Consider the following 26,523-nt stretch of genomic DNA (forward strand, 5'->3'; position numbering starts at 1 on the left):
AAAGCAAGCCAGTCACTGGCTTGCTTTTTATCATAAGCTGTTATTCAAAACCTTGTTGTAAAGACTCTTGTACATTAGCGCTGACTTCTTCCAGCTAAAATCCTCTTTCATAGCAGTTTTAACAATTGAATCCCAAGTCTTTTTGTCTCTGTACAGTTCTACCGCCCTTTCAATAGTGTAAAGCATTTCATGCGCATTGTAGTTCGAAAAGCTAAAGCCGTTCCCCTCGCCCGTATACTTGTTGTAAGAAGTCACTGTATCCCTTAGCCCTCCCGTCTCCCTGACAATAGGAAGCGTTCCATATCTAAGTGATATGAGCTGGCTCAGCCCGCAGGGCTCGAACTTCGACGGCATAAGGAACATGTCGCACGATGCATATATCATATGTGCCAGCTTGTTGTCGAATTTAAGGTTCACCGAAAGCCTTCCCGGATACATTGATTCGAAATGTCTGAAAGAGTTTTCATATCTCTGCTCTCCTGTTCCAAGTATGACCATGCTTGCATTTGTGTTTTTCATCAAATCCTGCATTATACGCTCCAAAAGGTCAAGCCCCTTCTGGTCTGTAAGCCTGCTGACCATTCCTATTAGGGGAACATCCGAACCCCTATTCAAATTCAGCATATCCATAAGCTCCAACTTGTTTGTGGTCTTTCCTTCAGATGCGCTATCCGCATCATAATTTCGCACGATATTAGTGTCAGTGGACGGATCATATATCTTATAGTCTATTCCATTCAATATGCCGTGAAGATTGGAGCTTTTATCTCTTAGCACCCCGTCAAGTCTCTCTCCATAATACGGATCTTGTATCTCCATCGCATAAGTGTCGCTTACAGTTGTTATTGCATCAGTATAGTTGAGTCCGCCCTTTATGAAGTTGGCATCCCCATAGAATTCAAGTCCCGATGGGTTCATATGTTCATATCCCAGTCCGAAAAGATCGCCAAGAACCTCCGGGCCGTATATGCCTTGGTATTTCAGGTTGTGTATGGTGAATACAGTCTTTATACCCGACATTTCCATGTTAAATGCATACTGGCTTTTGAGGAGAGGGCTAACCATTGCCGTCTGCCAGTCATTGCAGTGTATTATCTCCGGCTTGAAATCCATATTCCCTATGAATTCGAGTACAGCCCTTGAAAAAAAGGCAAACCTTTCGGCTTCATCATAAAATCCATATACCCCGCCTCTTTTAAAATAGTACTCATTGTCGATAAAGTAAAATGGAACGCCTTCATAGTCCATTTCAAATACTCCGCAGTACTGGTTTCTCCACCCAACCTGTACGTTGAAGCTCTTTACAAATCTCATTTTATTCTTGAATTCTTCACTTATATCCATATATTTTGGTATTATAACCCTGGCATCTACGCCATATCCTCTGAGCTCCCTAGGAAGAGCGAATGACACATCCGCAAGCCCCCCAGTCTTTATAAAAGGATATGCTTCTGACGATGCAAATAAAACCCTGGTCAATTAAATCGCCTCCAAATAGTATATTCAGCTTACTGTTTTTCATAAAATCCTTCACTAAACGTTTTCTATATCACAGTACCTTTTCTTATGACTATGGGACTTTTTATATCTCCCTTAAGCTCCTTGCCATTCGTTATTATGACATGCTTGTCAAGTATTGCATTTTCTATATTTGCATTTTCGTCAAGTTCGCTTCTTTGCATTACTATGCTGTTTTTGATGCATGATCCCTTCTTGATCCGTACTCCCCTGAATATTATGCTGTTTTGGACCTCCCCGTCTATAGTGCATCCGTTTGCAACAAGCGAGTTTTTAACATTGCTGTGCTGTCCGTACCTTGTAGGGGCTTCGTCTTTGACCTTAGTATATATAAGTCCGTGCTTGCTGAAAAGCTCTCTTGAGTTTTCCGTGTTTAGAACCTCCATGCTCGCATCATAATAGTTTTTAAGGGAATTGATGCATGCAAGATACCCCTTGTATTCATATGAATTCACATTGTAGTTTTCAATATTCATGAAAATTACGTCCTTAAGATAGTTTGCATATCCTTTTGATATGGAATCCTCTATCACATCCACAAGTATTTGTTTTTTCATTATATACATTTCCATTGATATATTGCTGCATGTCTTAGAACCCATATTGGTTCCTATGCTTATCACATTGCCGTTTTCATCAAGATTCAAGGTGTCGCAGTTTAGGAACTTTTCTATGTTTTCACATTCACTCTTGTATATTATTGTTATGTCGGCGCCTGAATCCTTATGGTATTCGAACGCCTTTGTATAGTCCATGTTGAAAACCATGTAGCTTTTTGAGAGTATGACGTATTCCTGCCTGCTTTTTTTTATATAATCAAGATGGTCCTTGAAATTTTTCAAATCGCCTTCCTGCATTGACGTGGCATAGTTTTGAAGCTCCGGGCTCAAAAGAAAAAGCCTGTCTATCTTCCTGTCCAGGTCCCACGGCTTGCCCGATCCCAAGTGATCCCTGAGTGAGCTGAATTTGCTGCAGGCAAACACCCCCACGTTTTCAATTCCAGCGTTAACCATGTTCGAGAGTACAAAATCTATAAGCCTGTATCTTCCTAAAAACGGTATAGAGGCTACAGGCCTGTTATAAGTGAGTTCTTTTATATTTTCTTCATTTTCGCTAAGATTGATTATACCCATTACATCCTTCATACTAAATCTCCTCCATGTCTATTCCGTTATAAGTGCTATGTCTTCAGAGTCAATATCCCCTATTTTTTGCCCTGCCTTTATTACAACACCTTCACCTATTATGGCCCTTTCAACAACAGCGCCCTCTTCTATCTTGGCGCTAGACATTATCACAGAATCGACCACCTTGGCTCCCATTTCCACTTCTACATCCGGAAAAAGCACAGAGTTTTGTATCTCTCCGTATATTACGCACCCTTCATTCAAAAGGCTCGATTTCACACTTGCTTCGTTGGATATGAAATGCGGAGGGCTTATAGGGTTTACCGAATATATCCTCCAGCTTCTGTCATAGAGATTCAGCTCATTATCGTCCTTTAAAAGGTCCATATTGGCCTCCCAAAGGCTCTTTACAGTACCGACGTCCTTCCAGTATCCGTCAAACCTGTACGCACACATTTTATTACCTTCTTCTAGCATTTTAGGTATTATGTTCTTTCCAAAGTCATTATCCGACTCTATATCCTCTTCGTCGGCTTTTAAATATTCCTTCAAAAGCTTCCAGTTGAATATATATATCCCCATAGATGCCAAATTGCTCTTTGCATTTTGAGGCTTTTCTTCAAATTCATATATCTCGTCATCCTCATCGCAGTTCATTATTCCAAACCTGCTCGTATCCTCCCACGGAACCTCCATTACCGATATAGTAGCATGGGCTCCTTTTTCCTTGTGGTACTTGAGCATTTTCGAATAGTCCATTTTATATATGTGGTCTCCCGAGAGTATTATTATGTATTCCGGATCATACACATCCACAAATTCCCTGTTTTCATATATGGCATTTGCAGTCCCCTTGTACCATCTTCCACCTTCCCTGCTTACAAAAGGCGGCAATATGCTCACTCCTCCATCCATTCTGTCAAGGTCGCAGTAGCTGCCTATCCCTATATGTGTATTGAGTATAAGAGGCTGGTACTGTGTAAGCACTCCAACCGTATATATTCCCGAATTCGAGCAATTGCTCAGCGGAAAGTCTATTATCCTGTATTTTCCCCCAAAAGGAACAGCTGGCTTTGCATTTTCCTTCGTCAGCGCCCCCAGCCTGCTTCCCTGTCCACCTGCCAATATCATCGCTATGGCTTCTTTTTTCTTTCTCTTCATGATGCTATCTCCTCTCCATCGGCTTAAACTATTTAATTTTCTACAGTCCCACAATAAATATATATCCACATAGGCGTTTGATTAAAACAATTAACGTGCATATTTTAAAAACATACCTTTTATTTATATCTTTACAGCTTATTTGGATTTGAAGCCCTCATGTCTTTTTTCAACTTTATGTAAATAGCTGTCAAAGGGCCTATGTCAAGTTCTACAGAATACTTTTGATTATTCCACGCGAGATCCTGCGAGCATATGCTTTCACATGTGCCTCTTCCATTTCCTCCAAACTCAATGTCATTGCTTGTCATTACGACTTCGTATTCCCCCATATTCGGAACCCCTATCCTGTATCCAAATCTTTCTACAGGGGTGAAGTTAAATACTCCTATTAAAAATTCTCCCTCTTCACTGCCCTTTCTCATAAAGGCTATTACGCTTTCCTCGTAGTTGTGAAGGTCTATCCACTCAAACCCTTCCTGCTGATGATCCTTTTCCCAAAGCGATTTTTCATCAATATATATCCCGTTGAGTTTTCTTACATAGTCCATAAGCTTTGAGTGCATATCATATTCAGTAAGGAACCAGTCGAGCTCCTTTTTGTAGTCCCATTCTATGAACTGTCCGAATTCCCCCCCCATAAAAATCAGCTTCTTTCCAGGGTGCGCAAACATGTATGCATAAAACATCCTGAGTCCCGCAAATTTTTGCCAGTAGTCTCCAGGCATCTTGTCCAGAAGCGACTTCTTGCCGTGAACAACCTCGTCATGAGAAAGGGGCAGCACATAATTTTCAGAAAATGCATATGTAAGCGAAAATGTTATAAGGTTGTGATTCCACTTCCTGTGAATCGGGTCAATCTCCATATACTTTAGCATGTCGTTCATCCAGCCCATGTTCCACTTGTAGTTGAAGCCAAGCCCGCCAAGATATGTCGGCGCCGTAACAAGAGGCCATGCAGTGGATTCCTCTGCAATCATGAGCGCATGAGGATGATAGCTGAACACCGCTTTGTTGAGGCTTCTCAAAAATTCTACAGCCTCTATGTTCTCGCACCCTCCATATCTGTTCGGCTCCCACTGCCCGTCCTCCCTGCAGTAGTTAAGATAAAGCATGTTGGCAACCGCATCCACCCTCATGCCGTCTATATGGTACATGTCAAACCAGAATATGGCGTTTGAAATCAAAAAGCTCTGTACCTCTGTTCTTCCAAGGTCAAAATTCGCTGTTCCCCACTCGGGATGCTCCCCTTTAATCATGCTTTTATACTCGTATGTAGGTGTTCCGTCAAATCTGTAGAGGCCGTGTTCGTCCTTGCAAAAATGGCCGGGAACCCAGTCCAGTATAACTCCTATGCCGCTTTGATGGCATTTGTCCACAAAGTACATGAAATCCTGGGGAGTCCCATATCTGCTTGTGACGCTGTAATACCCCGTAGACTGGTAACCCCATGAACCCCCAAAGGGATGCTCTGTAATGGGCATCAGCTCTACATGTGTGTATTTCATATCTTTCAGGTACTCGCACAGCTCATCTGCAATCTCCCTGTATGTATAAAAGCTTCCGTCATTCCTTGTCTTCCACGACCCCAGATGGAGCTCGTATATGTTCATGGGCAAACTGTACTGGTCTTTTTTCTTTTTTTCGCCCATCCACTTCCCATCGCCCCAGCCGTATCCCTCGAGTGAAACTATTTTAGAGGCGGTGTTTGGACTCTTTTCTGAAAAAAACGCATAAGGGTCAGACTTTAGAGTCTTTTTGCCATTTTGCGCTTTAACCTCGTATTTATATATATCCCCCTGCCCAAGCCCTTCTATGAAAATATTCCATATGCCTGATTTTTTGACCCTTTTCATATCAAAACCGCTACCGTTCCAATTGTTAAAATCGCCCACCACCCTCACGGCTTTTGCATTTGGGGCCCATACATTGAAACTTACGCCTTTTTTGCCCCTGCATTCATTAATGTGGGCCCCCATGATATTATAGCTGTGGTGGTATCTTCCCTCGTTAAAAAGATGCATTTGAAAATCATCTAGAGTCATGTAGCCTACGCCGTTTTTATTCATTTTAACTGCAACCCTTTCCATATAGTTTAGTTTATATATGCTTAAGAACAACCGCCCCTAATTCTTCAATCTCAAGTACAAGAACTCCGCATCTGGTATGGTACCTTTTTCCAGTCACAACATCTTCCAGTTCGCATTCCCTCTGGTGGACCACATCTCTGATTTGCGCATTGAGTACGGCTTTTTCGTGTCTGCTTCTGTTGACTGCAACAATTATCACGTCGTCTTCACCGCATTCCAGATCGCCTTCATTCATAATCCTTGCAAATGCAAATACATCATCACAGGAATCTATGAGTTTCCAGCCTCCCCTTTTGAGTGCATCATTTGTATTCCTTATGTGAGTCACTTTTTTATACCAGTCCAAAAGTTCTCTTTCTTCATCCCCCCAGGGAAAAGCCGCCCTGTTGAACGGATCGCTGTAGCCTTCAAGTCCCGCCTCGTCTCCGTAGTATATGCACGGAACCCCGGGGAATGTCATCTGCACAAGAGACATGAGTTTTAGCCTCTTTATGGCTAGCTCCCTGTTTTCCTGTGAAAGATGGAATTCGTATCTTTCAAAATCATCGAGACTCTTTTCATCCGGAGCCTCCCCTAAAAGAGTCAGTATCCTCACGACGTCATGGCTTCCAATCACATTCAAGTTTGAATAAAAAGCCTGCCTGGGATAGTTTTCATACATGCTCCAAAGACGTTTCCCCGCCTCATTGGACGACATGCCTCCCAGTATGTACTCCGATAATATCTTCCTGAAAGGATAGTTCATCACCCCGTCAAGTTCAAGCCCGCTGAAATAGTTTCTTCTCTTTCCATAGCTTATCTTGTTTGATGCGTCTTCCCATACCTCTCCAATTATTACGGCGTCTTCATCTATGCTCTTTATCCTGGTTCTGAGCTGTTCTATGAACTCGTCAGGAAGCTCGTCCGCAACGTCAAGCCTCCAGCCCATTACTCCCTTTTCCATCCAGCGGCTTATTACGCTGTCTTCATCCCATATTATAAAATCCGTGTAGCTCTCTTCCAGCTCGTTCACCTCCGGAAGATCCTTTACTCCCCACCAGCCCTTGTATTTATCGGGATGCTCTTCGAACTTGTACCAGCTGTGGTACTTTGAATTATTTGACTGGTACGCCCCCAGTTCGTCGTATTTGCCCTCTTTGTTGAAGTATACGCTGTCGCTTCCTGTATGGCTGAATACTCCGTCAAGCACTATGTTGATGCCCCTATAACCCGCCAAAGCGCAAAGGCGTTCAATATCATTTTCGTCTCCAAACATGGGGTCTATCTTCTTGTAGTCTCCAGTGTCATATTTATGGTTGCTTACGGCTTCAAAAATTGGATTCATGTATATGCATCCCACTCCAAGATCTTTTAAATAGTCCAGTTTTTCTATTATGCCTCTTATGTTGCCCCCATAAAAATCCCATTTCACTATTTCGCCCCGCCCGTTCTTAACATAAAACGGGGTGTCGCTCCAGTTTGAGTGAATAAAACTTTGGGGCTTGGGGTTTGAAACCTCTCCGTCTAAGTTTCCATTAAAAAATCTATCAACAAATATTTGATAGACAATCGACTCCCTGTACCACTTCGGAGTGTTGTATGTGGGTTTATATACTGTTATTTGGAAAGGCAGAGGATTTTTGTGCTGGTACTTAATGCCTTTTCCGCCAAGCGTCTTTTCATTGTTCCCGTAATATATTGTTTCATGCTCTGTAATCACAGCGAAAAAATACCATACTATATATGGATCGCAAGGCATTTTCATATCTATAGCATATGTCGACACACCTTTATTCTTAAATTCAAATCCCATATCAAGGTCTTCAACATTCATTCCGTCTTTCCTTATGAGAAGCTTTATATTTGATATGTCTTCCACACCCGACACATCCAGTCTGAGTTTGACCAAAGCATCGCATGTCACAGCCCCAAACGGGCTCCTGTAAAATTCATCATGAGAATCATGTAAAATTTCAATCATAGGGCCCCTCCATTTTTGACATTGACAAAACATTGAAATCTTATTATTTATACCCATGTATAAATGATTCTAAATATAAAATTCAAACTATTTTTCAAACGCCAATGCCCTTTAAGGAGTTTCAAATTTCATGCTGCATAAACTGCGGAGTCAATCTGTTCAAAAAACAAAAAACCCTCCTACAGGGAAACCTGCAAAAGGGCTCTTTTTACTGGAGCGGGTGAAGGGGATCGAACCCTCGCAACCGGCTTGGAAGGCCGGGGCTCTACCACTGAGCTACACCCGCATATCATATTTCTCTTTCCAACGAAAAATATGATATCACATTAAATCGTCCACGTCAATATATTCACTTTATTTATTTTGTTTTTTTTCTATTTCCAAATGGCATGCCTGCGTTATCTCATCATCAGGGTCTATTTCAAATGATTTTTGAATGTATTCATTCGCCTTTTCCATATCTCCCATGTTGTAGTATGCCATTGCTGCATTGCACAGTATCTCGGGATCATCGCTTCTGAGCTTTAGAGCATTTTCAAAATGATCAACAGACTCTTTCAGCTCTCCAAGCATAGCCTTGCAAAGTCCCATCTCAACCATGGTATCCACATTGTCCTTGTCGATAAGGAGTATGTCCCTAAAGTACATCATGGCCTCCTGGACCTCTCCAAGCTGCCTGTATGCAACCCCTATGAAAAATAGCAGCTTCCAGTCTCCCGCATGCTTGTTTACAAGAGGAAGCAGCGTCTCAAGCGCCGCATGAGACTCGCCTGATATTACAAGCTCTATGCCCTCTTCAATCTTGACCTTGTCCGCGCAAAGCCCTATCATCTCAATGGCTCTTTGCTCAAGTTCCTCGTCAAGTCCCGCCTCAACGGATTCGTTCCACATATTTTTGGCCTGTTCATATTCGCCTTCTTCATATTTAAAAAATGCAAGGTTGTAAATCCCCTTCGAAAAGTCAGGATACTCGTTTGCAAGCTTTTCAAAATAACTCTTAGCCTCTTTCAAAAAATCCCTGCGCTTTTTGCTCTCTTTTTCACTGTCACATGAAAAAGCCACATCCTGGCAAAGAAGCGCATAGTTGTAAAGCCCGTTTATGTTTTTCTCGTCCAATTCCATCAGCGCCCTGAAATAGACTATAGCGTCAGTCTTTTTGCCCTCGTTGGCCATTTTGACTCCGCTGTATTCGATATATCCCCCTATGTCCTGATACATCGCAGAGAGCATCTTCTTGTATTCCCCGTTGTTTCTAAAGGAAGGATCAGTTCCTATTATGTCTATTATGCCCCTTGCTATCGAGGCCACGCTTATGCCCTTTTGCGCCGTTCCATCCTGTATCCCTTTTGCAAGGTCTGCATTTAGAACAGGAATATCCAGTCCCGCCTTGGGAAGCGTGTATCCCTTAATGTTTAATTCCGCATTTTCCTTTATACTTATGAACGAAATGTCTTTCGTCCTGTCCAGCAGATATTTTTCTATATGAGACTTCATAAAATAAAACTACCTCCATTTGCAAATCATATTTTCTATTTAAATTTCTATAAAATAAACATTGGACTTTTCAAGCAGGCTGTCAACGCCATCGTATACATATAGTACGAACGTGTCTTTTTTGACAGGCTTGGTCTTCATGTCCCCAAACAGGGCTTTAATGTCATAAGAAAACGCCTCTATTCTTATCTTCCTGAGAATCCCCTTTGAATCAAGTCCGCTGTACATTCCCATATATTTTGACACGTTTTCAGGACTGCTGACAAATTCATAGCACCTGCCCTTGAAGCAGGCTATATCATAACCCCCAAGAGCCTTTGGTGCCGCAGATGCCTTCGCGCTTGCCATGTAGTCATGTCTTAGCAGTTCCCTGAAAAGCTCCATATTATTTCCTATCCGGAATTCATAAAACCCTGAAAACATTTCATAAAGAGCGTTTCTAGAATGGCCCACTTCGAAATATCCCCTGTCGCTCCAGTATCGTGAAAAATCCTCAAAGAATCTGAACGGGCTTTCAGAGTAGAAGTTTTCAATAACATACGTGCACGATTTTGAAAAACCGCGGGAATTCCAGTAAAGCTCCAGTATCTCCTCTATCTCCTTTAGCCTTAAAATCTCTCCAAATCCTATATATTTATTGCTGAGGATTTCGTAGGGAGGCTTCGAAGAGAACTCATACCCATGCTTTGAAATCTGGTTTTCCCTTATGGGCGACCCCTTCAAAAGCTTTAAGAATCCAAGCTGCACATGGTCCGCCCCTATCGAGAATACGTCGTCAAAAGATCTTGCAAAGCTTTCATACCCTTCATAAGGCAGCCCCGCTATGAGATCAACGTGCTGGTGCACCTTCTGGCATTTGGCTATGGTGCCCACAACATGCCTTATCCTGCCAAAATCCTGACTCCTGCATATCTCCGCAAGAGTGTTGGGATTTGTGGACTGGATCCCTATCTCTATCTGGAAAAGCCCCCTCCTCGAATCTGAAAGCGCCCTTATGAGCTCATCATCCATTATGTGGGCGGCCACCTCGAAATGGAAATTGGTATATCCGTTGTCATTTTCCTTTAAAAAAGCTATCATTTCGAGAGTTCTGTCCCTGTTTGCATTGAACGTCCTGTCAACAAACTTTACCTGTTTAACATTTGCGTCTACAAATTCCTTCAGCTCTTTTTTGACCCTTTCAAGAGGAAAGTTCCTCACTCCCCTTATTGTGGAAGACATGCAGTACTGGCAGTTGAAAGGACATCCCCTTGAGCTTTCGTAGTATATTATCTTGTCCTTGTACTCACCCTCATCCATGTCCTCATATGGGCTCCTTACACTGCCCATGTCATTTATGAGCTCTCTTGGCGCATTCTTTACGACATCTTCTCTTTTTCTGAATGTTAGCCCGTCTATAGACTCATAGTCGCCCCTGCCTTTCATGCACATTATGAGCTCGCGCAACGACTCCTCTCCCTCGCCGGAAAGCACTAAGTCTATAAAAGAATTTTCCAGCATTATTTTTTCGGGGTCGAATGAAACCTCCGGCCCCCCGAACAGTATGTGGACTTCAGGCATTACCTTTTTAATGTTTCCGGCTATTTCAAGCATGTAGTCTATGTTCCATATATAGCATGAAAAGCATATGATGTCCGGCTTTTTAAGGTATATATTCTTTAATACTATATTCTTGTCAGTGTTTATGGAATTTTCAAGAATATCTACATCGGCGATGTCATAACACGCTTTTTCCAGATATCTCACCGCTAAATTCGTGTGTACAAATTTTGAATTGATTGCTACTAGAAGTACATTCATAAATTTTCCTCCAGAACTATTTCTAATCTATAATATATTAGCACAAAATTTTTTTTATATCCATTTCAAAACAAATTAAGTGCATAATTTCAACATCCGCACAGACAATTTCAAAACATTTCAAATTACGTTTACAATAAAACTTGAATTTTTACATTTATTAGCATACAATAATAGATAGGGCAACATACTATATCAGCGAAAAGAGGTTGATAAATTGTTAGCGCAAACGCATAAGATCATAGGATCGCATCTCCATGATAATATAGAGAAGAAAACCGGAATAAAATTAAACAGGAATCTTTTGATATATGGAAGCATAAAGCCTGACATATGGCCTACGCTTGCCGTAAAGAAGCATTACAAGGACAAGAGCTTTGGTTTTGTAATTGACGAGATAGAAAGCCTTATGGCTCTGGGCCTTCACGACAATCCAATTTCAATAAACAGGTTTTCTGTAAAACTGGGGATAATAACGCATTTTCTTTCGGACTTTTTCTGTCTTCCTCACCACGACAGAGACTACTTCCACGACAAGCTCAAGGAGCATTTGACATACGAAAAGCGCCTACACGACAGTTTCAAAGCCTTTTCGGGACTGAAAAACGTAAACATGCCGTACATGGACGGAATAAGCAGGCAGAACATAATAAAATTCATAGAAGAGCTTCACCTTGAGTATAAGGACAACCCTGCAGGATACATAAACGATGTGCGCGGCTCCATAAATGTATCTTCAGCTATAGGGATACTCGTTTCAGAACACTCCGTAGTTACAAGCAAAAGCCTTCAAAAGGCAGCCGGATATTCCGGATATTAAATTTAAATTGGACACATAGAAAGGATGCGATTTCGCATCCTTTTTCTTTTACACCTTTACAGACAATACTCCTTTTTTTATTTTTGCATCACACGCTTTCCGCATCTTCTTCGGCAGAAACCACAGCCTCTTCACCAACCTGTAAAACACTGCACGTGCCTCTGAAGAAAGCCCCTTTTTCCACCGAAAGAGTCTTGTACGCCATACTCCCTTCAACCCTCGACTTAAAATCCAGTATTATACCTTCAGACACGTTTATGTCTCCGTATACCTCCCCCTTCACATGCACGTTCGGCGCATCTATATTGCCCCTCACCAAAGATCCTTCCTCTATTATGACCTCACCCGTGGTAATCACGTTTCCAATTACAGTCCCGGCTATTTTAATGTCGCAATCCCCCTGGACATCCCCTTTTATGCTGCAGCCCCTAGATATTATCGTTATTTCGTCCTTTTTTATAATCTTTTTGTATCCCTTTTTTATATCCATATCCTTTATCATATTATTCCCCCGATTCATTCATTTTTTATTTTAAGTTTTAATACCCTTTTATATTGGTATTATTAACTTTAAAAGAAAATTTTGAGGTGATAGAATTGAAATCATTAAAACGCCTTTTGCAAAAACCCTTCTTCAAAGAGAACATAACCCTCCACTTCTACAGCACGAGGGGACAGCTGAAGACTCTCCGGCTCAACCAGATAGTATCCTTTTCACTCATCTTTGTACTCCTTTGCGCAGCCATAAACATGGGCAGCTTCTACTTCCATATGAAAAGGGAGTATTCAAATATGAAATTCGAATACACAATTGCAGTGGACAGGTGCAGTGACCTCGAAAATGAAAACGCCCTTCTCAAAAATGACCTGGATGTTCTTGCGAAGCAGCTCCAGAGCGCAGAGGAAGACATGGACGAGATGATAATATACAGGAACAATCTCGAAAAGAGTTCCTTTATAAAAAGCATATTAAAATAGGATGCGTAGCATCCTATTTTAACGCCTTTTGTTCATTCAGTTTCATTGCTTTGGCAATTATTTCAGGCCATTCCTGATCCGATGCATATCGGCTGCCTATTTTCCTCAAAGTTCGGTGTCCCTGGCCAAAATACCTGCTGTTTATCATCTTTGCAAAATACATTATGCACTCCTCTTTCGAGCTGTAAGTCATAGCACTCTCATAGGGGCTTGAATCATATGCCCCAAGCCCGAAGAGATTGTTTTTGCTTCTTGCAAGCCTTGACATTCCATTTCCCGACTCATGCTGTGCAAGCGAAACTATGAAAAGAGCGTTTACCCCGTATATGTGCTCCGCTGCAAGCACGTATTCTCCTATACCTTCAAGAGGGGTACCCTTCACCATTTTTTCCAGCTGGCTTTTTGAATAACCGCATTTTTGGTCTAACTTCATGTCAATATAGTTTTTCCTGTAATATCCTCCCCTTGAAGTATCCTCCCCTTCATAAGGACCTGAATAGGCCATTTTTGAGATTTCTTTCAAATCTTCCTTCACAACAGATGCCTTCTCATTCAAGCTTGATGCGTTTTCTATAAGCTCATGGACTTTTTTGTCAGCCTGCTCAAACTCAGAGCCTGTATCCTCAATGTTCACAGCCTGTATTAAATCCCTTCCCAAATTCACTGTTAAAAAAGATGATATTATACACACAGCGGCTATTAAAAAATACGAAGTCAACCTGATCAATGGTACCACCTCCTTCTATAATATGCTTTGTAAAATGTTATTTTACTTTTTTATATACCCACAGAGCATGCGTATTACTTAAAAAATAAAAAGAGCGCCTGAAAACCAGTAAATCAAACTGGTTCTTCAAAACGCCCTTGCCTTAGTTAAAAATGGTCAGTATTTATGATTTTTCAAGACATATGTGTATTTGGATTACCTGCCAAATATCCTCGCCGCGTCCATAACCGCCTTTATGTTTTCAGGCGGAGTTCCTATTGGAATCTGGCATCCAGTGCTGAGTATGAAGCCCTTAGGACTGTCCCCGCCTTTTTCTATGCATGCCCTGGCCTCTTTATAGATATCCTCTATGCTTCCAAGTTTTACGGTGTCCACAGGCTTTATGTTTCCCATTATCACAACCCTGTCACCGACAGCATTCTTGGCTTCCTCAAGGTCCTCTATGTTGTCTATGCTCAGAACCGAAATTCCACAATCGACCATGGACTCCCATATCCCCTTGCTCTTTCCGCATATGTGGAGTCCTCCTCCGCTTCCCCTCCACTTTGCTATCCTGTCCATGCATTTTTTCATGTAAGGCTTTACAAATTCTTCAAACTGCGGAACGCTTATCATGCTCTGCGATGAAACCGGGTCTGAAAATCCGACTCCAAATCCCATGCTGCAAGCCTCGTCTATGAATCTCAAATTGCTCTCGGTTATTATTTCCAAAAGGTAGTGAAGCTCTTTGGGGCTCTTTCTAAGGTCTTTCAGCAGATTTTCTGTACCCCTTACAGCGGCCGCGACGCTGAAGGGTCCCGCTATGTCAGTTGAAACCTCAACCTCATGTCCTATCTCCTTGTCTATCATCTCAAGCGCGCGCAGTATTATAGGAAGCCTTCCGTCTTTTCTCGGGTCTGCAGGCTTTATCTTCCCAAGGTCGTCGTAGCTTTTGAGAACAGGTTTTTTAACGTAGGATATGCTTTTTTCAGGATATACAAGCTCAGTGCCCATGGCCTCCGCAACTCCCCTAAGCCCCGTTCCTATTCCAGCCCCGTCGGGTCTGAACATCTTGAATACCTCTACTTCAACCTTTGTCATAAGCTCCGAGGAATGGTTGTGCTGTGCGGGATATATTCCAAATATGGGCGCACACGTCTCACCCATTATGGGACAGCACGGAATTCTGTCTACTTCCTCGCCCTTTGCAAAAGCATCCATTCTCTCCCTTGGTGTCATCTCATCCGGCTTTATAAAATATTCCACGGTAGTCCCTCCTAGTGATTATTCGATTCCAAGCACAAACATCATGGGGTTTTCATATATCCTATTGCCAGTCTTTATGCATCTGTGACCTATGAAAACGGCCTCGTCCTCTTTGTATATGTCGCAAATGGCCATCCCATAGCTCTTTTCCTTTTCGTACTCAACTTTTTCAATATTGGCGGTCCCTCTCGACTCAAGCGCAGTGGAAGTCTTTCCGCAGATGTGCACAACCACTCCCCTGATTTCCCTTTTTATCCTTCCAAGCACATTGCCTATCACAGGCTCGCATATGCTCCTGTAAAGCTTTGGCCCTACTATATTTATGTCGCCGCTGGGGTCTGCAAAAGATATTATCTTGGCGCCTCTTTTTACGCCTTCTTTTATATATTCGAATATGTTGCTGCTCATAGTCTCTATGAAATAGCTGCAGGCGTTTTCGTCCTTCCTGAGAGCCTTGTAAAACGCGGCAGAGTCCATAATCTGCATGGCTATCGTGATTGGCCCCTCAACATTAAGTGCCACAGTCTCTCCCATTCCTGAAAGCTTTTCCACTGCATCAAGAACAGTGCCTATCCTACCCTCAGAAAAGTCATGCTTTCCTATTTTGTATATGCCATTTGCATCGTCTATAAAATATCCTCTTGACCTTGGGCCTATATTCTCATCGCCAAGGTTTATGTCTGCGCCAAGGCTGTCTGCCTCGACAGTCACGCAAAATGGTACGCTTGCAAAGCAGTCACCTCTGCTCTCCTTTACGAGAAGCGAATAGCTCACCATCTGATCGAGGTCAGTGTGAATTTTAGGAAACGATATTCCCTTTTCAGTAAATTTTTTGCTGTCTATAACTTCAAACTTGTCGGCCTTGCATTCAAAACTCATAGCATCCTCCCTTACAGCTTCAATATGGTTTAGAACCTGAGCTCTTTTATGAAATAGTCTTGAAACTCCGCCCTTGTCGAAAGCTCAAGCACAGAAATGTTTTGGGCCTCGCGCTTCATGTCCTCCAAAAGGCTCCTGTTTATAAGAGAAAGCCTGGCACCCTCTATGGATGAGTTTCCAACAAAGTTTATGTCTCCCTTGAAACCCTTTGGTATAAGCCCTACGGTCTTTATATTTTCAGGGTCTAAGTGGTATCCGAAAGCTCCTGCTATGACGGCTTCCTCAACCTCTTCTATCCCTATTCCAAGCTCCTTGAGAAGCATTGTGACTCCTGTTGCTATCGCCCCCTTGGCAAGCTGTATCTGCCTTATGTCCCCTTGCGATATGAACACCTCGTCAGTTATTTTGAACTTCTTGCCGTCAAGCCTTGAGACGAATTTTTCATCCATCCCCTTGGAGTTGAACTTGCCGCTTTTCATGACTATTTCCTTTTCCAAAAGCTGGGCCACAATGTCTATAAGACCGCTACCGCATATCCCAACAGCCCCTTTGCCTCCTATTACGCCTATTTCAAACTCTCCGTTTTCTCCTATTTTGAAAGACTCTATTGCCCCGTCCTCGGCCCTCATTCCGCATGATATGTTCATTCCCTCAAGTGCAGGCCCTGCGGCCGTTGACGTTCCCGCCATATTGCCACCGCTTATCGCGACTATCTCGCCGTTTGTGCCTATGTCTATGAATATGCAGGTGTTTTCCTTCTTGTTAAAGCCCGTGGCTATTATTCCCGAAACTATGTCGGCTCCCACATATCCAGACGCACTCGGAAGCACCGTTACAATTCCCGACTCGTTTATATCCATCCCGCAGTCGGCAGGGGAAATATCAATGGCATGCAGAAACACCGGCCTGTATGGGGCCCTCGCTATCGAGACAGGGTCCACCCCCAAAAGAAGGTGGAGCATAGTGGTGTTTCCAGCTATTACGACGTTGTACACGTTTTCAAGTCCGCATATCCCGTCCACAAGTTTTGCTATCATGCTGTTAAGCTCTTTTACTATGCACTCTTCAAGCTGGGGCGCTCCGTTTTCATTGTTCATTATATATGTTATCCTCGAGAGCACGTCTCCGCCGTACTCAGTCTGTGGATTAAGCCCAGAAACCTTTCTGATAACCTCACCCGTTTCAAGGTTTACAAGGTAGGCTGAAAGCCCTGTAGTCCCTATGTCTATGGAAACCCCCATTATGCCCTGCTTTTCACTGTGGGCATCTATTATTTCGTTGTCGCAAAGTACGGCATGGAAGTTGCTCAGCTTGTCTCTCTCTATGCCTCCCATTTTCCTGAGAATTCCAGGCCTTGACGCCCCAAGCCCGAACACATTAAACTGCGGAGAAGAAGACAGCTGCTCCCCGCACTCTATCTCAAGCCCTCTTATCCTCGCGTCCACAGGAACTTCTATTGAATACCCCCTGTTTATGGTCTTCATTTCAGATCCAGCGGGCTTTATGTTGAAAAGCTCCACCTCGACATCGCCCTTCACCCTCGCCTGGCATGAAAGCCTCACATTTTCCTGCCCCTCTATAATCTTCTTTTCGGCCTCATTTGGAGGGTACATGTCGCCTCTTGCAATCACCCTGCATTTTCCGCATGTCCCTATTCCATTGCAGGGAGTCTCTATTTTAAGCCCTGCACGCCTTATGCACTCAGAAAGCTTCTCTCCGTCTTTCGCATCTATTTCAATTCCATATCCCTTAAATGTTATCTTTGACATATTCCAAAACTTCCCCTCTGACATATGAATAGTCTCCATCTTTCACATGGCCTGTCATGGCCCTGAGGTTTTCAACCGGAGTGGACATTCCAAGTCCGCACGCCGGAGCCACTATGTCGACTCCCGATTCTATCGATACGTTTGTAGCAGTCACAACCTTTTCAGGAAGCCCGTCGTTTAAAAGCTGAGTGCTTACATTTCCCATAAGCCTTGTATGTACTAGCCTTCTGGCCATTTTCATTCCGACTGCAGAGTCAAAGCTAAGGGCGTCCGCTCCCATTTTGTTCATGCTGTCCACTATGGCCTTTGCCTTTCCGCATATGTGCACTATAACCTTGGCGCCTTCTGCGTGTATCCTCTCTATGGACTCAGTGTAAAGCGGAACTACGAACCTTTCGAAGTTCTTGCTTCCCAGTATCTCTCCAGTGGCTGTAGGGTCTGAAAAGGTTATAACGTCCGCCCCAGCCCTTACCATCTCAACAGCGTATCTTATGGAGTACTCGTTTACATACTTCAAGAACTCAAACGCCTTGTCAGGATCTCTTCTTAGCATCTTTAGAAAATCAAGAGGATCGACTATGGAAGTTGCGGTGCTCAGCGGCCCTGTTATGTTTCCTATTACGGGAACCTCGTCGTTTTTAAGCCTTTTTATAGCCTCTATTACAACGGGCATCCTGTAGTCTTTCAGCGGATCTACACTGTAGTTTTTCATTATTTCGTCAACAGAGTCCTCGTTGTACTCCTTCACAAGAGGCTCAACCAGCTTGCCCCCAAAGTCAAGCTTAACCCCCAAAGGCTCGGCCTCTATTGTCATGCAAAACGGGACTCCGTAGTTTTCAAACCCTAGGTCCTCGTTTATCCTCTTCGCAACATCCACCATGGCATCGACGCTGCAGTTGTGATTTTCATCTATATTGTCGAGTATTCCAGTGACTCCCGCATTCATCATTCCACCCGGACATATAACCGGAGGCCTGTCGACTTTTTCTCCGTTTAGAGCCTTTAAAAGTCTCTCCTTCTGATTCAATACAAACACCTCTATTCATATATTTTTCAAAAAAATTTCCCACCACATGAAAATTTTAAACTAAATACACCTAAGTGTCGAATTAGAAATCTCTATAGTACATGTTCTTCCCATTCAACAGCTTTATACCATATAATTCCTTATAAATCCAATGCCTATACAGTACTATCACAAGCATGTAAAATATTAACCACCGGACATATTACACCTTGGAACTGCATGCAACTCATTCCATATTTCATTTTTTATCTTATATCTCTACTTTACATATTTACAAAAACCCTTTTTTTGAATATAATGGTTGTGTGCAAACAATACTTTTTCGGGGTGTGGCGCAGTTTGGTAGCGCACTTGACTGGGGGTCAAGGGGTCGCAGGTTCAAGTCCTGTCACTCCGACCAGTAAAAGCCTTCAAGGATCAAATGATCTTTGAAGGCTTTTTTATTGCTGTTTGACTATAAATTTACTACAACTGGATTGAACCGCCCGGACTGAAGTCATGAGTATAGGGTATAAACTAAGGGAATACATTTACAAGAATATAAAAGATACAGTTTGTAAAATACAGACAAATTTACTCTGTCAGGCAGGTGGTAAAATGGACTCCAAACCAACGTTCACAATCCCTTTGGATAGGGCCTGCGAATATCCTATTCAAGCGATTGGAAGAAAGAGCAGGAATCTGTCAATATGCAAAAGAGAGGGATTCAACGTGCCCGACGGCTTTTGCATAAACACGAAATGCTATAGGCGATTTTTGGCCCACAACAAACTGAATAAATTCATAAAAATGGAAATATCCAAAAAGCCATTTGAAGACATGCGGTGGGAGGAGCTTTGGGATGCCTCACTCAGGATACAGTCTGCGTTTATTAAAGCCGAAATGCCCAGTGACATTGAGCTCGATATATTAAACCAGCTGTCCAGATGGTCCGAAGGAACCTCTTTTGCAATTCGTTCTTCATCTCCGCAAGAGGACACTAGGGCCTATTCATTTGCTGGCATATATGAGTCATATGTTGACGTAAAAGGGGCACTAGATGTACTGGATAAAGTCAAACTGGTATGGGCCTCCCTCTGGAGCGACCGTTCGCTGCTTTACAAAAATGAGATTTCGCTGGATGTTCTCAAAAGCTCTATGGCGGTTCTTGTCCAAAGGATGGAGTATAAGGACGTGTCCGGAATTGCATTCACCGCAAATCCAATATCCAATGATGCTACGTCCATTATCATAGAAGCCATAGAAGGGTCTTTGGACATGCTTGTAAGCAACTTGAAGACGCCTGAGCGAATTCAAATCGACAAGGCATCTGGAAATATAAAGCTGATTCAGTCTCCCCTAAGCAAGCGGCTGCTTGAAGACTCCAGGATAAGATCGCTTCAAAAACAAGTGCTGAGTCTGGAGAAGCTGTTCAACGAGCCTGTAGATGTCGAGTGGACAGGGCTTGGAGAAGATTTTACCGTACTTCAGGTCAGGCCGATCACAGGGCTGTCGCGGGAGTCGAGCGAGGAAAAGCAGTGGTACTTGACTCTTACGCCAAAAATGCAACAACTTGTAGACCTGGCAAATCGGGTTGAGCACATATTGATTCCTCAGCTGATGCAAACATGTGAAAGGTTTGCCGGAACATCCCCTGAAGGCCTGTCCAAAGAGGCCCTCGCCAACGCCCTTAGGAAGAGAGGCGAAAGCTATGATTACTGGACAAGCGTATATCAGAATGAGTTCATTCCGTTCGCACACGGCATACGACAATTCGGGCTTTTTTACAATGAAATCATTCATCCCCAGGACCCCTACGAGTTTATGGACCTTCTGGAAGGCACCCCTTTAATGGCCGAAAGCAGAAACCGTGAAATGAATGTGCTGGCTGAATCTCTAAGACACCTGCCGTCTTTGAAAAATCGCCTGCAAAAAGCCGTCCGCTCGGGCCTGCGGGGAGAACGACTTTTCAAGGAGCTAATGGTAATCAGACAACGCGGACCAGAGGAGGAGGCTTTCATAGATGCCTTCCTGAAATTTCTGAAAGAGAATATGAACACACACTACCAAAGCGTCAATTTAAACAGGGCTCCCGAGATTTCACTGAATGTAATTATCAAACTGTCAGAAAGTCCATTAGCCACAAAACATGGGGACAATTCAGGTCTACAAAAGTATATATCACAATATTTCGAAAAGGCTGGAGATGAGAGAAAAAAAGAAGCCGAACAATGGCTAAGAATCGGCAGGGTGAGCTGGCGCCTCAGAGACGATGACAACATATTGCTGGGCAAGCTTGAGAACCAGCTGCTTGCTTTTATGCAGCAGGCGGCAATCCTCCTGAAAAATGAAGGGCTACTCGATAATTCGCCTGCAGACTTTGTATTAGACGACTGGATACAATTTTGGGAAGGGCTCACAAATAAAAAGAAGGTTCAGCTGAGTTCAAGCCAAGAATCAGCAAAACCCTCCGACGTGAAAATTAACAGGCCCAGTCAAAGGATCGGCCAACCCTCTTCACCGGGTGTATTTACAGGCACTGCTCGTGTGATTCGCTCTCTTGAGGACTTTGAAAGCGTCAAAAGCGGAGAAGTACTCGTTTTTGACGCAGTAGAGCCACAGATGACATTTATCATACCACTGGCAGGCGCAATTGTTGAAAGAAGAGGCGGAATGCTAGTCCACAGTTCGATTATCGCCCGAGAGATGAACATACCTGCAGTCAACGGCATAAGCCGTGCAACGGAGTGGATTAGAACAGGGGATATCGTCACCGTCAACGGCGATATTGGCGTCGTACTTATAGGCAAACCTTCATTCAAAAGAACAAAAAGTAAACATGGCTATCCGTAAAACAAATCAGGCAGCTGTCCCTCTCAGCTTTCAGCTGCCTATCTCATTGTAAATGTTGTCAAATGCGGATGTGTTTTTTCTGAACACGTTCAACATATTTGTACATAATTCAAAGCCGTAGGGTGAAAAAACCGCTGCTTTTTAGCCATATTGATTTGACACATCATATTTTCCATGATATAATGCATATTCACTCTAATTTTCCAAAAGGAGGTGTTTGTTATTAAAAATTCACATAGTACACTGCGTGTTTTTATCGCTACAGTATCTGTCATGTCATACTATCTTATCAGCGTAATATAGTAATTCACATTTCTAAAACTCTAGTTGTAATATCCATCGCAATCATAATACCCTACTGATTTTTTCCCAAAAATAAAAAACCCGCACATCAAAATAAAAAACCCGCACATCCTCGGGAGTTTTCCCAAACAAAATGTGCAGGCTGCTTTAAGTCAAACTATTTCAATTGCTAGTAGTACAGTCTCTCTGATGGATATTCCGGATCGCAAGTCACATCCATTCCAAGCTTCATGAATGTCTGCTCGTCATTAGTGCTCAGTATTGTAGTCGAGTGAACCTGGCATCCCTTAAGAAGTGAAAGCTTCTCCATAGCAACCTCTGCCATAGGATTTGTAGCCGCACTTATGCTAAGGGCTATCAGTATCTCTTCACAGTTTAGAGCCGTTATGCTGCTTCCAAGAGTCTTTTCCTTAAGGTTTATTATTGGCTCAAGTATAACAGGTGAAATCAGATGGATTTCGTCATCCATGTTCGAAAGATGCTTTATTGCATTAAGCAGTACTGCCGATGCAGCATCCATTGTATCCGATCCCTTACCTGTAAGTATTGTTCCGTCGCTAAGCTCAAGAGCCACTGCCGTGCACTGCTCATTTTCAGCCAGCTCTTCCTTGAGTCTAGCCGCTCTTTCCCTTGCAGGTACAACAACTTTTCTGTCCTCAGGCTTAAGGTTAAGCTCTTCCATTATAAGTCTCGCCCTTTGGAATGTCTCAAGGTCTACATATCCTTTTTTGTATTCGCAACCGGTTTTGAAGTATCTTCTTATTATTTCCTGTCTCGAAGCCTCTTTGACAACTTCATCGTCAATTATTCCAAAACCTACACGGTTTACCCCCATGTCCGTAGGCGACTTATAAACCGCTTCCTCTCCCGTTATCTTTTCTATTATCCTCTTTAGGACAGGGAAAGTCTCTATGTCTCTATTGTAGTTTACAGCCACTTCGTTATATGCGTCGAAGTGGAACGAGTCTATCATGTTTACGTCCTTAAGGTCGACAGTTGCCGACTCATATGCTATGTTAAGAGGGTGCTTAAGCGGAACATTCCACACAGGGAATGTCTCAAACTTTGAGTATCCCGCAACCTTTCCGTTCTTGTGCTCATGGTAAAGCTGGCTCAGGCATGTAGCAAGCTTTCCGCTTCCAGGTCCCGGAGCCGTAACAACCACTATAGGCTTTGTAGTCTCTATATACGGGTTCTTTCCGTATCCCTCGTCGCTTACTATGGTATCCACGTCTGTAGGATATCCCTTTGTAGCGCTGTGAGTGTATACCTTGATTCCCCTTCTTTCAAGCTTGTTCATGAATATTGTCGCCGCAGGCTGATTTGCATATCTGGTTATAACAACGCTGTTTACATCAAGCTCATACGCTCTCAGGTCGTCAATAAGCCTTAACACGTCCATGTCATAAGTTATTCCAAAATCTCCACGGATTTTGTTTCTTTCAATGTCTCCTGCATAAACGCAGATTACAACTTCCACTTTCTCCTTAAGCTTGTGAAGAAGCTTTATCTTTGCATTTTCGTCAAAGCCAGGAAGGACTCTCTTTGCGTGCATGTCAAAAAGAAGCTTTCCTCCGAACTCCAAATAAAGCTTGTCGTAATTGTTGACTCTCTCAAGTATGAACTTTGACTGTTCTTCCAAATATTTTTGTGGATCAAAACCTATTTTCATAATCAACCTCACTATCCTTATCCTTAATTATTCTCCGTAATGTTTCTCCGCAATTATTCTCCGTTGACTATTTTACCACAAATCGAATTTATTATAAGAGAAAACTAGAATATTTTTGTTTTTTTTCTTGAACAAAGTAAATCTACATAAAAACAGCCGTATCCGGCTGCTTTTATATCCCACGCTATTCCTTTTTCAGCTTGAGCGCGCTTATTTTGCTCTTCATTACCATTGACTCGTCTTCATATTTCATCTCCCAGGTTCCTTCAAGCGAATAGCCCTTTCCAGTGTCTTCAATCTCGACATTGAAATTCATGACTTGGTTCTTGTCAAAGCTCGAGTCCTCTTTTACAGTCTCTATGGATATTTTCCCATTGTCATATATGAATGCATAAGGACCTTCGGTCGAATCCGATTCTCCCGGGTACATGTCAACGACCTTTATTGAAACTGTGCCGTTTTTTTCATCAACAGCATTTATGTTAAGCACAACTCCTCTTGTCTGTCCCTTTATTGACTCGAACATGTTGATCTCCTCAAGGGCCGTTTCGGCATCTCCGGACTTGTTTGCGATCTCCATCTTGAAATCGTCCTCTATGCTGACCTGCTCAAACGTTATAGTTCCTTCCGTCCACTCCCCCTCTACTTCCTTCAGCTCAGGAGCCTTCCCTCCGCAGCCTGCCGTAACAATTCCTATAACTGCAAGCAGCGCCGCCATTATCCATAGTCTTTTTCCCTTCATGCCCTCATCCCCTTTCAACTATAATATGTTCAAATCATTTAATTAATCATATTTTAAAAATACCCCCCCAGATTCAAAAACAACAGCAATTTATGATAAACAGTAATTTAAATATGTATTCATTTTATATTTAGGGCTCGTCTTATGCAGCGCCATGTCTTATAATTAATTCTGTAGGGAGATACATACTGAAATTCATTTGAAATTATATTTTCACTTATACATATTATTAATTTGCTTCACATGAAATTTGGAAGGAGTCCGACACAAGTAATGATCAATCAAATTTTCAACAAAAAAAATCCATTAGTTCTAGTCGCTGACGATTCAGCGCTTATACGTTCCACACTTCGTAACTTTTTAGAAGAGCAGGGCTACAGGGTTATAGAAGCGGAAAATGGCGCCAAGGCACTGTCATTATTCGAAATCAAAAATCCTGACCTTGTCCTTATGGACTTTGTTATGCCTGTAATGGACGGGGTCACGGCCTGTTCAAAAATTCAAGAGCTGAAAAACGGAAAAGATACTCCAGTTATAATGATAACTTCCATGGACGATGAGTCTTCTGTAAACCGCGTATTCAACTCAGGGGCTGCGGACTATGTAAGCAAGCCCATAAACTGGGCCGTGCTGCGCCAGAGGATTACGCGCCTGCTCAAGGCCCGCCATAACGAGATATCACTGGGACAGAGCGAAGCCTTCGCCCTGTCAATAATAAACCATGCCGTTGAGGGCATAATAACAGTAGACTCCATGGGAATTATAAAGTTCATGAATCCCGCTGCCGAGATCACATTCGGATATTCACAAAGCGAACTCCTGGGCAAGAACATATGCAATTTGATATCGGGTCTTAGGTTTCCCGAAATATATTATGAAAAAACAACTGACAGCAATTGTGAATTTTCAGGATATCAAAAAAACGGGGATAAAATTCCAATAGAGCTGACAATAAGCAAATTCAATTCGTCCGATTCCCCGCTATACACTGTGATTTTAAGAGACGTGACTGAAAGAAAAAACTATGAGGACATGATAAAGTACAAGGCCTTTTACGATTCCCTTACCGAACTTCCCAACAGGCTTCTTTTGAAAGACCGTTTGTCTCTTGAAATTTCACATGCAAAGCATACAAATCAAAAGCTTGCAGTAATGTATCTCGATCTTGACAGATTCAAGCTCATAAACGACACTCTCGGACATAATACGGGAGACAGCGTGCTAAAGCAGGTTTCAGCAAGACTTAAGGAATGTGTCCGCCCTGACGACACCGTTGCCAGAATAGGTGGAGACGAGTTTGTCATACTTCTTCCCGGAATAACCCAGGAAGAGAAAATAGGCAATATAGCTCACAGGGTGCTCAATTCCATAAGAGAACCCATAATAATAAATGAGCACGAGCTTTACCTTACAATAAGCATAGGCATAACCGTGTTTCCAAACGACGGCGAAGACGAAGAAACTCTTCTAACAAACGCAGATGTCGCTATGTACAGGGCCAAGGAAAAGGGCAAGAACAACTTCCAGATTTACACTCACGCCTTGAATGCAAAGGCTCTTGAAAGGCTGGCGCTCGAAAACAGCCTGAGAAGGGCGCTTGAATACAAGGAATTCGTAGTCCACTACCAACCCAAAGTGGACACTGAAAGCGAACAGGTCATAGGCATGGAGGCCCTTGTCAGGTGGCAGCATCCTAAATGGGGCCTTGTTCCCCCGCAAAAATTCATACCTCTTGCAGAAGAGACCGGACTTATAGTCCCAATAGGCGAATGGGTTTTGCACACCGCATGTACGCACACAAAGGCTCTTCACAACATGGGGCTTAAGCCGCTTACAGTTGCCGTAAACCTGTCTGCAGTACAGTTTGAGCTTCAAAACCTTACAAAAATGGTATCGAAGGTTTTAGCTGAAACAGGACTTGACCCGCAGTATCTTGAGCTCGAAATAACCGAAAGCGTCGCCATGCAAAACGTTGAACACACGCTGAATATGATACGTGATCTCAAGGCAATGGGCATAAAGTTCGCCATAGACGATTTTGGCACAGGCTATTCATCACTCAGTCAGCTGAGTAATTTTTCAGTGCACAAGCTTAAAATAGACAGGTCATTTGTAAGCAAGATAAACGGAGAAAAGGATAATTCTATAATCCCTTCCACTGTACTTGCACTTGGCAAAAGCCTCGACCTTTCAATAGTTGCCGAAGGGGTTGAAAGCCAGGAGCAGGTTGACTTCCTCAAGGAAAACAACTGCGATGAAATGCAGGGGTTCTTCTTTGGAAAACCAATGCCGATAGAAAATTTCAAACAACTCTACAGCACAGACTTGAATATTGATATTTCAAAAAAATAAAAAGCAAGCCGCATACTTAATTGGCGG

At 42.8% G+C, this 26,523-nt stretch carries 19 protein-coding genes and 2 tRNA genes; 5 read left to right on the plus strand and 16 right to left on the minus strand.

What is annotated here, in order from left to right; all coding sequences use genetic code 11:
• Positions 1-30 precede the first annotated feature (30 nt).
• From glgA to BUQ87_RS08320, 8 genes are all read right to left on the minus strand, one after another.
• Complete coding sequence (gene glgA, locus BUQ87_RS08285; protein ID WP_038262539.1) at positions 31-1,479, minus strand: glycogen synthase GlgA; 1,449 nt, start codon at positions 1,477-1,479, stop codon at positions 31-33.
• Between the two features lie 65 nt (positions 1,480-1,544).
• Complete coding sequence (gene glgD / locus BUQ87_RS15030; RefSeq protein ID WP_038262536.1) at positions 1,545-2,663, minus strand: glucose-1-phosphate adenylyltransferase subunit GlgD; 1,119 nt, start codon at positions 2,661-2,663, stop codon at positions 1,545-1,547.
• Between the two features lie 18 nt (positions 2,664-2,681).
• A complete protein-coding gene (locus BUQ87_RS15035; protein ID WP_038262533.1) occupies positions 2,682-3,806 on the minus strand; it encodes a glucose-1-phosphate adenylyltransferase in 1,125 nt (374 codons plus the stop codon).
• A 131-nt stretch (positions 3,807-3,937) separates the two neighbouring features.
• A complete protein-coding gene (gene glgB, locus BUQ87_RS08300) occupies positions 3,938-5,896 on the minus strand; it encodes a 1,4-alpha-glucan branching protein GlgB (RefSeq protein ID WP_242943813.1) in 1,959 nt (652 codons plus the stop codon).
• 10 nt (positions 5,897-5,906) lie between these two features.
• On the minus strand, positions 5,907-7,856 hold the full coding sequence (locus BUQ87_RS08305) for a glycoside hydrolase family 13 protein (protein WP_038262530.1): 1,950 nt from the start codon (positions 7,854-7,856) through the stop codon (positions 5,907-5,909).
• 212 nt (positions 7,857-8,068) lie between these two features.
• A tRNA-Gly gene (locus BUQ87_RS08310) sits at positions 8,069-8,142 on the minus strand.
• Positions 8,143-8,210: 68 nt separating this feature from the next.
• The gene (locus tag BUQ87_RS08315) at positions 8,211-9,350 is read right to left on the minus strand and encodes a tetratricopeptide repeat protein (protein ID WP_038262527.1); all 1,140 of its coding nucleotides are present in this window, start codon (positions 9,348-9,350) and stop codon (positions 8,211-8,213) included.
• Positions 9,351-9,389: 39 nt separating this feature from the next.
• A complete protein-coding gene (locus BUQ87_RS08320; RefSeq protein ID WP_038262524.1) occupies positions 9,390-11,150 on the minus strand; it encodes a B12-binding domain-containing radical SAM protein in 1,761 nt (586 codons plus the stop codon).
• 217 nt (positions 11,151-11,367) lie between these two features.
• Here BUQ87_RS08320 and BUQ87_RS08325 point away from each other — a divergent pair, with 217 nt between their 5' ends.
• Complete coding sequence (locus tag BUQ87_RS08325) at positions 11,368-11,970, plus strand: zinc dependent phospholipase C family protein (protein ID WP_038262522.1); 603 nt, start codon at positions 11,368-11,370, stop codon at positions 11,968-11,970.
• A gap of 88 nt (positions 11,971-12,058) precedes the next feature.
• Here the strand turns inward: BUQ87_RS08325 and BUQ87_RS08330 are convergent, their stop codons facing one another.
• On the minus strand, positions 12,059-12,472 hold the full coding sequence (locus BUQ87_RS08330) for a bactofilin family protein (RefSeq protein WP_038262520.1): 414 nt from the start codon (positions 12,470-12,472) through the stop codon (positions 12,059-12,061).
• 95 nt (positions 12,473-12,567) lie between these two features.
• Here BUQ87_RS08330 and BUQ87_RS15040 point away from each other — a divergent pair, with 95 nt between their 5' ends.
• Positions 12,568-12,948, plus strand: coding sequence for a hypothetical protein (locus tag BUQ87_RS15040; RefSeq protein WP_143182434.1), 381 nt, complete (start codon positions 12,568-12,570; stop codon positions 12,946-12,948).
• Positions 12,949-12,961: 13 nt separating this feature from the next.
• On the opposite strand, the gene BUQ87_RS08340 is transcribed toward BUQ87_RS15040, so the two are convergent.
• The 5 genes from BUQ87_RS08340 to BUQ87_RS08360 all read right to left on the minus strand — a co-directional run bounded on the left by BUQ87_RS08340 (position 12,962) and on the right by BUQ87_RS08360 (position 18,595).
• Positions 12,962-13,675 carry a glucosaminidase domain-containing protein gene (locus tag BUQ87_RS08340; RefSeq protein WP_052635953.1) on the minus strand — a complete coding sequence of 238 codons (714 nt, stop codon included), beginning with the start codon at positions 13,673-13,675 and terminating at the stop codon, positions 12,962-12,964.
• A gap of 195 nt (positions 13,676-13,870) precedes the next feature.
• Positions 13,871-14,920 carry a uroporphyrinogen decarboxylase family protein gene (locus tag BUQ87_RS08345; RefSeq protein ID WP_242943814.1) on the minus strand — a complete coding sequence of 350 codons (1,050 nt, stop codon included), beginning with the start codon at positions 14,918-14,920 and terminating at the stop codon, positions 13,871-13,873.
• 18 nt (positions 14,921-14,938) lie between these two features.
• On the minus strand, positions 14,939-15,799 hold the full coding sequence (locus tag BUQ87_RS08350; protein ID WP_038262516.1) for a uroporphyrinogen decarboxylase family protein: 861 nt from the start codon (positions 15,797-15,799) through the stop codon (positions 14,939-14,941).
• 29 nt (positions 15,800-15,828) lie between these two features.
• Positions 15,829-17,568 (minus strand): ASKHA domain-containing protein, encoded by a 1,740-nt coding sequence (locus tag BUQ87_RS08355; RefSeq protein ID WP_038262868.1) that lies wholly within the window; start codon positions 17,566-17,568, stop codon positions 15,829-15,831.
• The gene (locus tag BUQ87_RS08360) at positions 17,549-18,595 is read right to left on the minus strand and encodes a uroporphyrinogen decarboxylase family protein (RefSeq protein WP_038262506.1); all 1,047 of its coding nucleotides are present in this window, start codon (positions 18,593-18,595) and stop codon (positions 17,549-17,551) included. Before BUQ87_RS08360 ends, BUQ87_RS08355 begins: the two co-directional genes overlap by 20 nt.
• A 323-nt stretch (positions 18,596-18,918) precedes the next feature.
• Here BUQ87_RS08360 and BUQ87_RS08365 point away from each other — a divergent pair.
• Both BUQ87_RS08365 and BUQ87_RS08370 read left to right on the plus strand, forming a co-directional pair.
• Positions 18,919-18,995, plus strand: a tRNA-Pro gene (locus BUQ87_RS08365).
• A gap of 227 nt (positions 18,996-19,222) precedes the next feature.
• On the plus strand, positions 19,223-21,427 hold the full coding sequence (locus BUQ87_RS08370; protein WP_159434291.1) for a PEP/pyruvate-binding domain-containing protein: 2,205 nt from the start codon (positions 19,223-19,225) through the stop codon (positions 21,425-21,427).
• Between the two features lie 472 nt (positions 21,428-21,899).
• Here BUQ87_RS08370 and BUQ87_RS08375 read toward each other — a convergent pair whose 3' ends face one another.
• Both BUQ87_RS08375 and BUQ87_RS08380 read right to left on the minus strand, forming a co-directional pair.
• Positions 21,900-23,402, minus strand: a complete 1,503-nt coding sequence (locus tag BUQ87_RS08375; protein ID WP_038262500.1) for a DUF1846 domain-containing protein — start codon at positions 23,400-23,402, stop codon at positions 21,900-21,902.
• Positions 23,403-23,586: 184 nt separating this feature from the next.
• Positions 23,587-24,144 (minus strand): hypothetical protein, encoded by a 558-nt coding sequence (locus BUQ87_RS08380; RefSeq protein WP_038262496.1) that lies wholly within the window; start codon positions 24,142-24,144, stop codon positions 23,587-23,589.
• A 273-nt stretch (positions 24,145-24,417) separates the two neighbouring features.
• Between BUQ87_RS08380 and BUQ87_RS08385 the strand changes: the two genes are divergently transcribed.
• Positions 24,418-26,496: a GGDEF domain-containing response regulator gene (locus BUQ87_RS08385; protein WP_038262493.1), complete on the plus strand. Its 2,079-nt coding sequence runs from the start codon at positions 24,418-24,420 to the stop codon at positions 26,494-26,496.
• Positions 26,497-26,523 lie beyond the last annotated feature (27 nt).

The organism is Peptoclostridium litorale DSM 5388 (assembly GCF_900141635.1).
GTDB lineage: Bacteria > Bacillota > Clostridia > Peptostreptococcales > Peptostreptococcaceae > Peptoclostridium > Peptoclostridium litorale.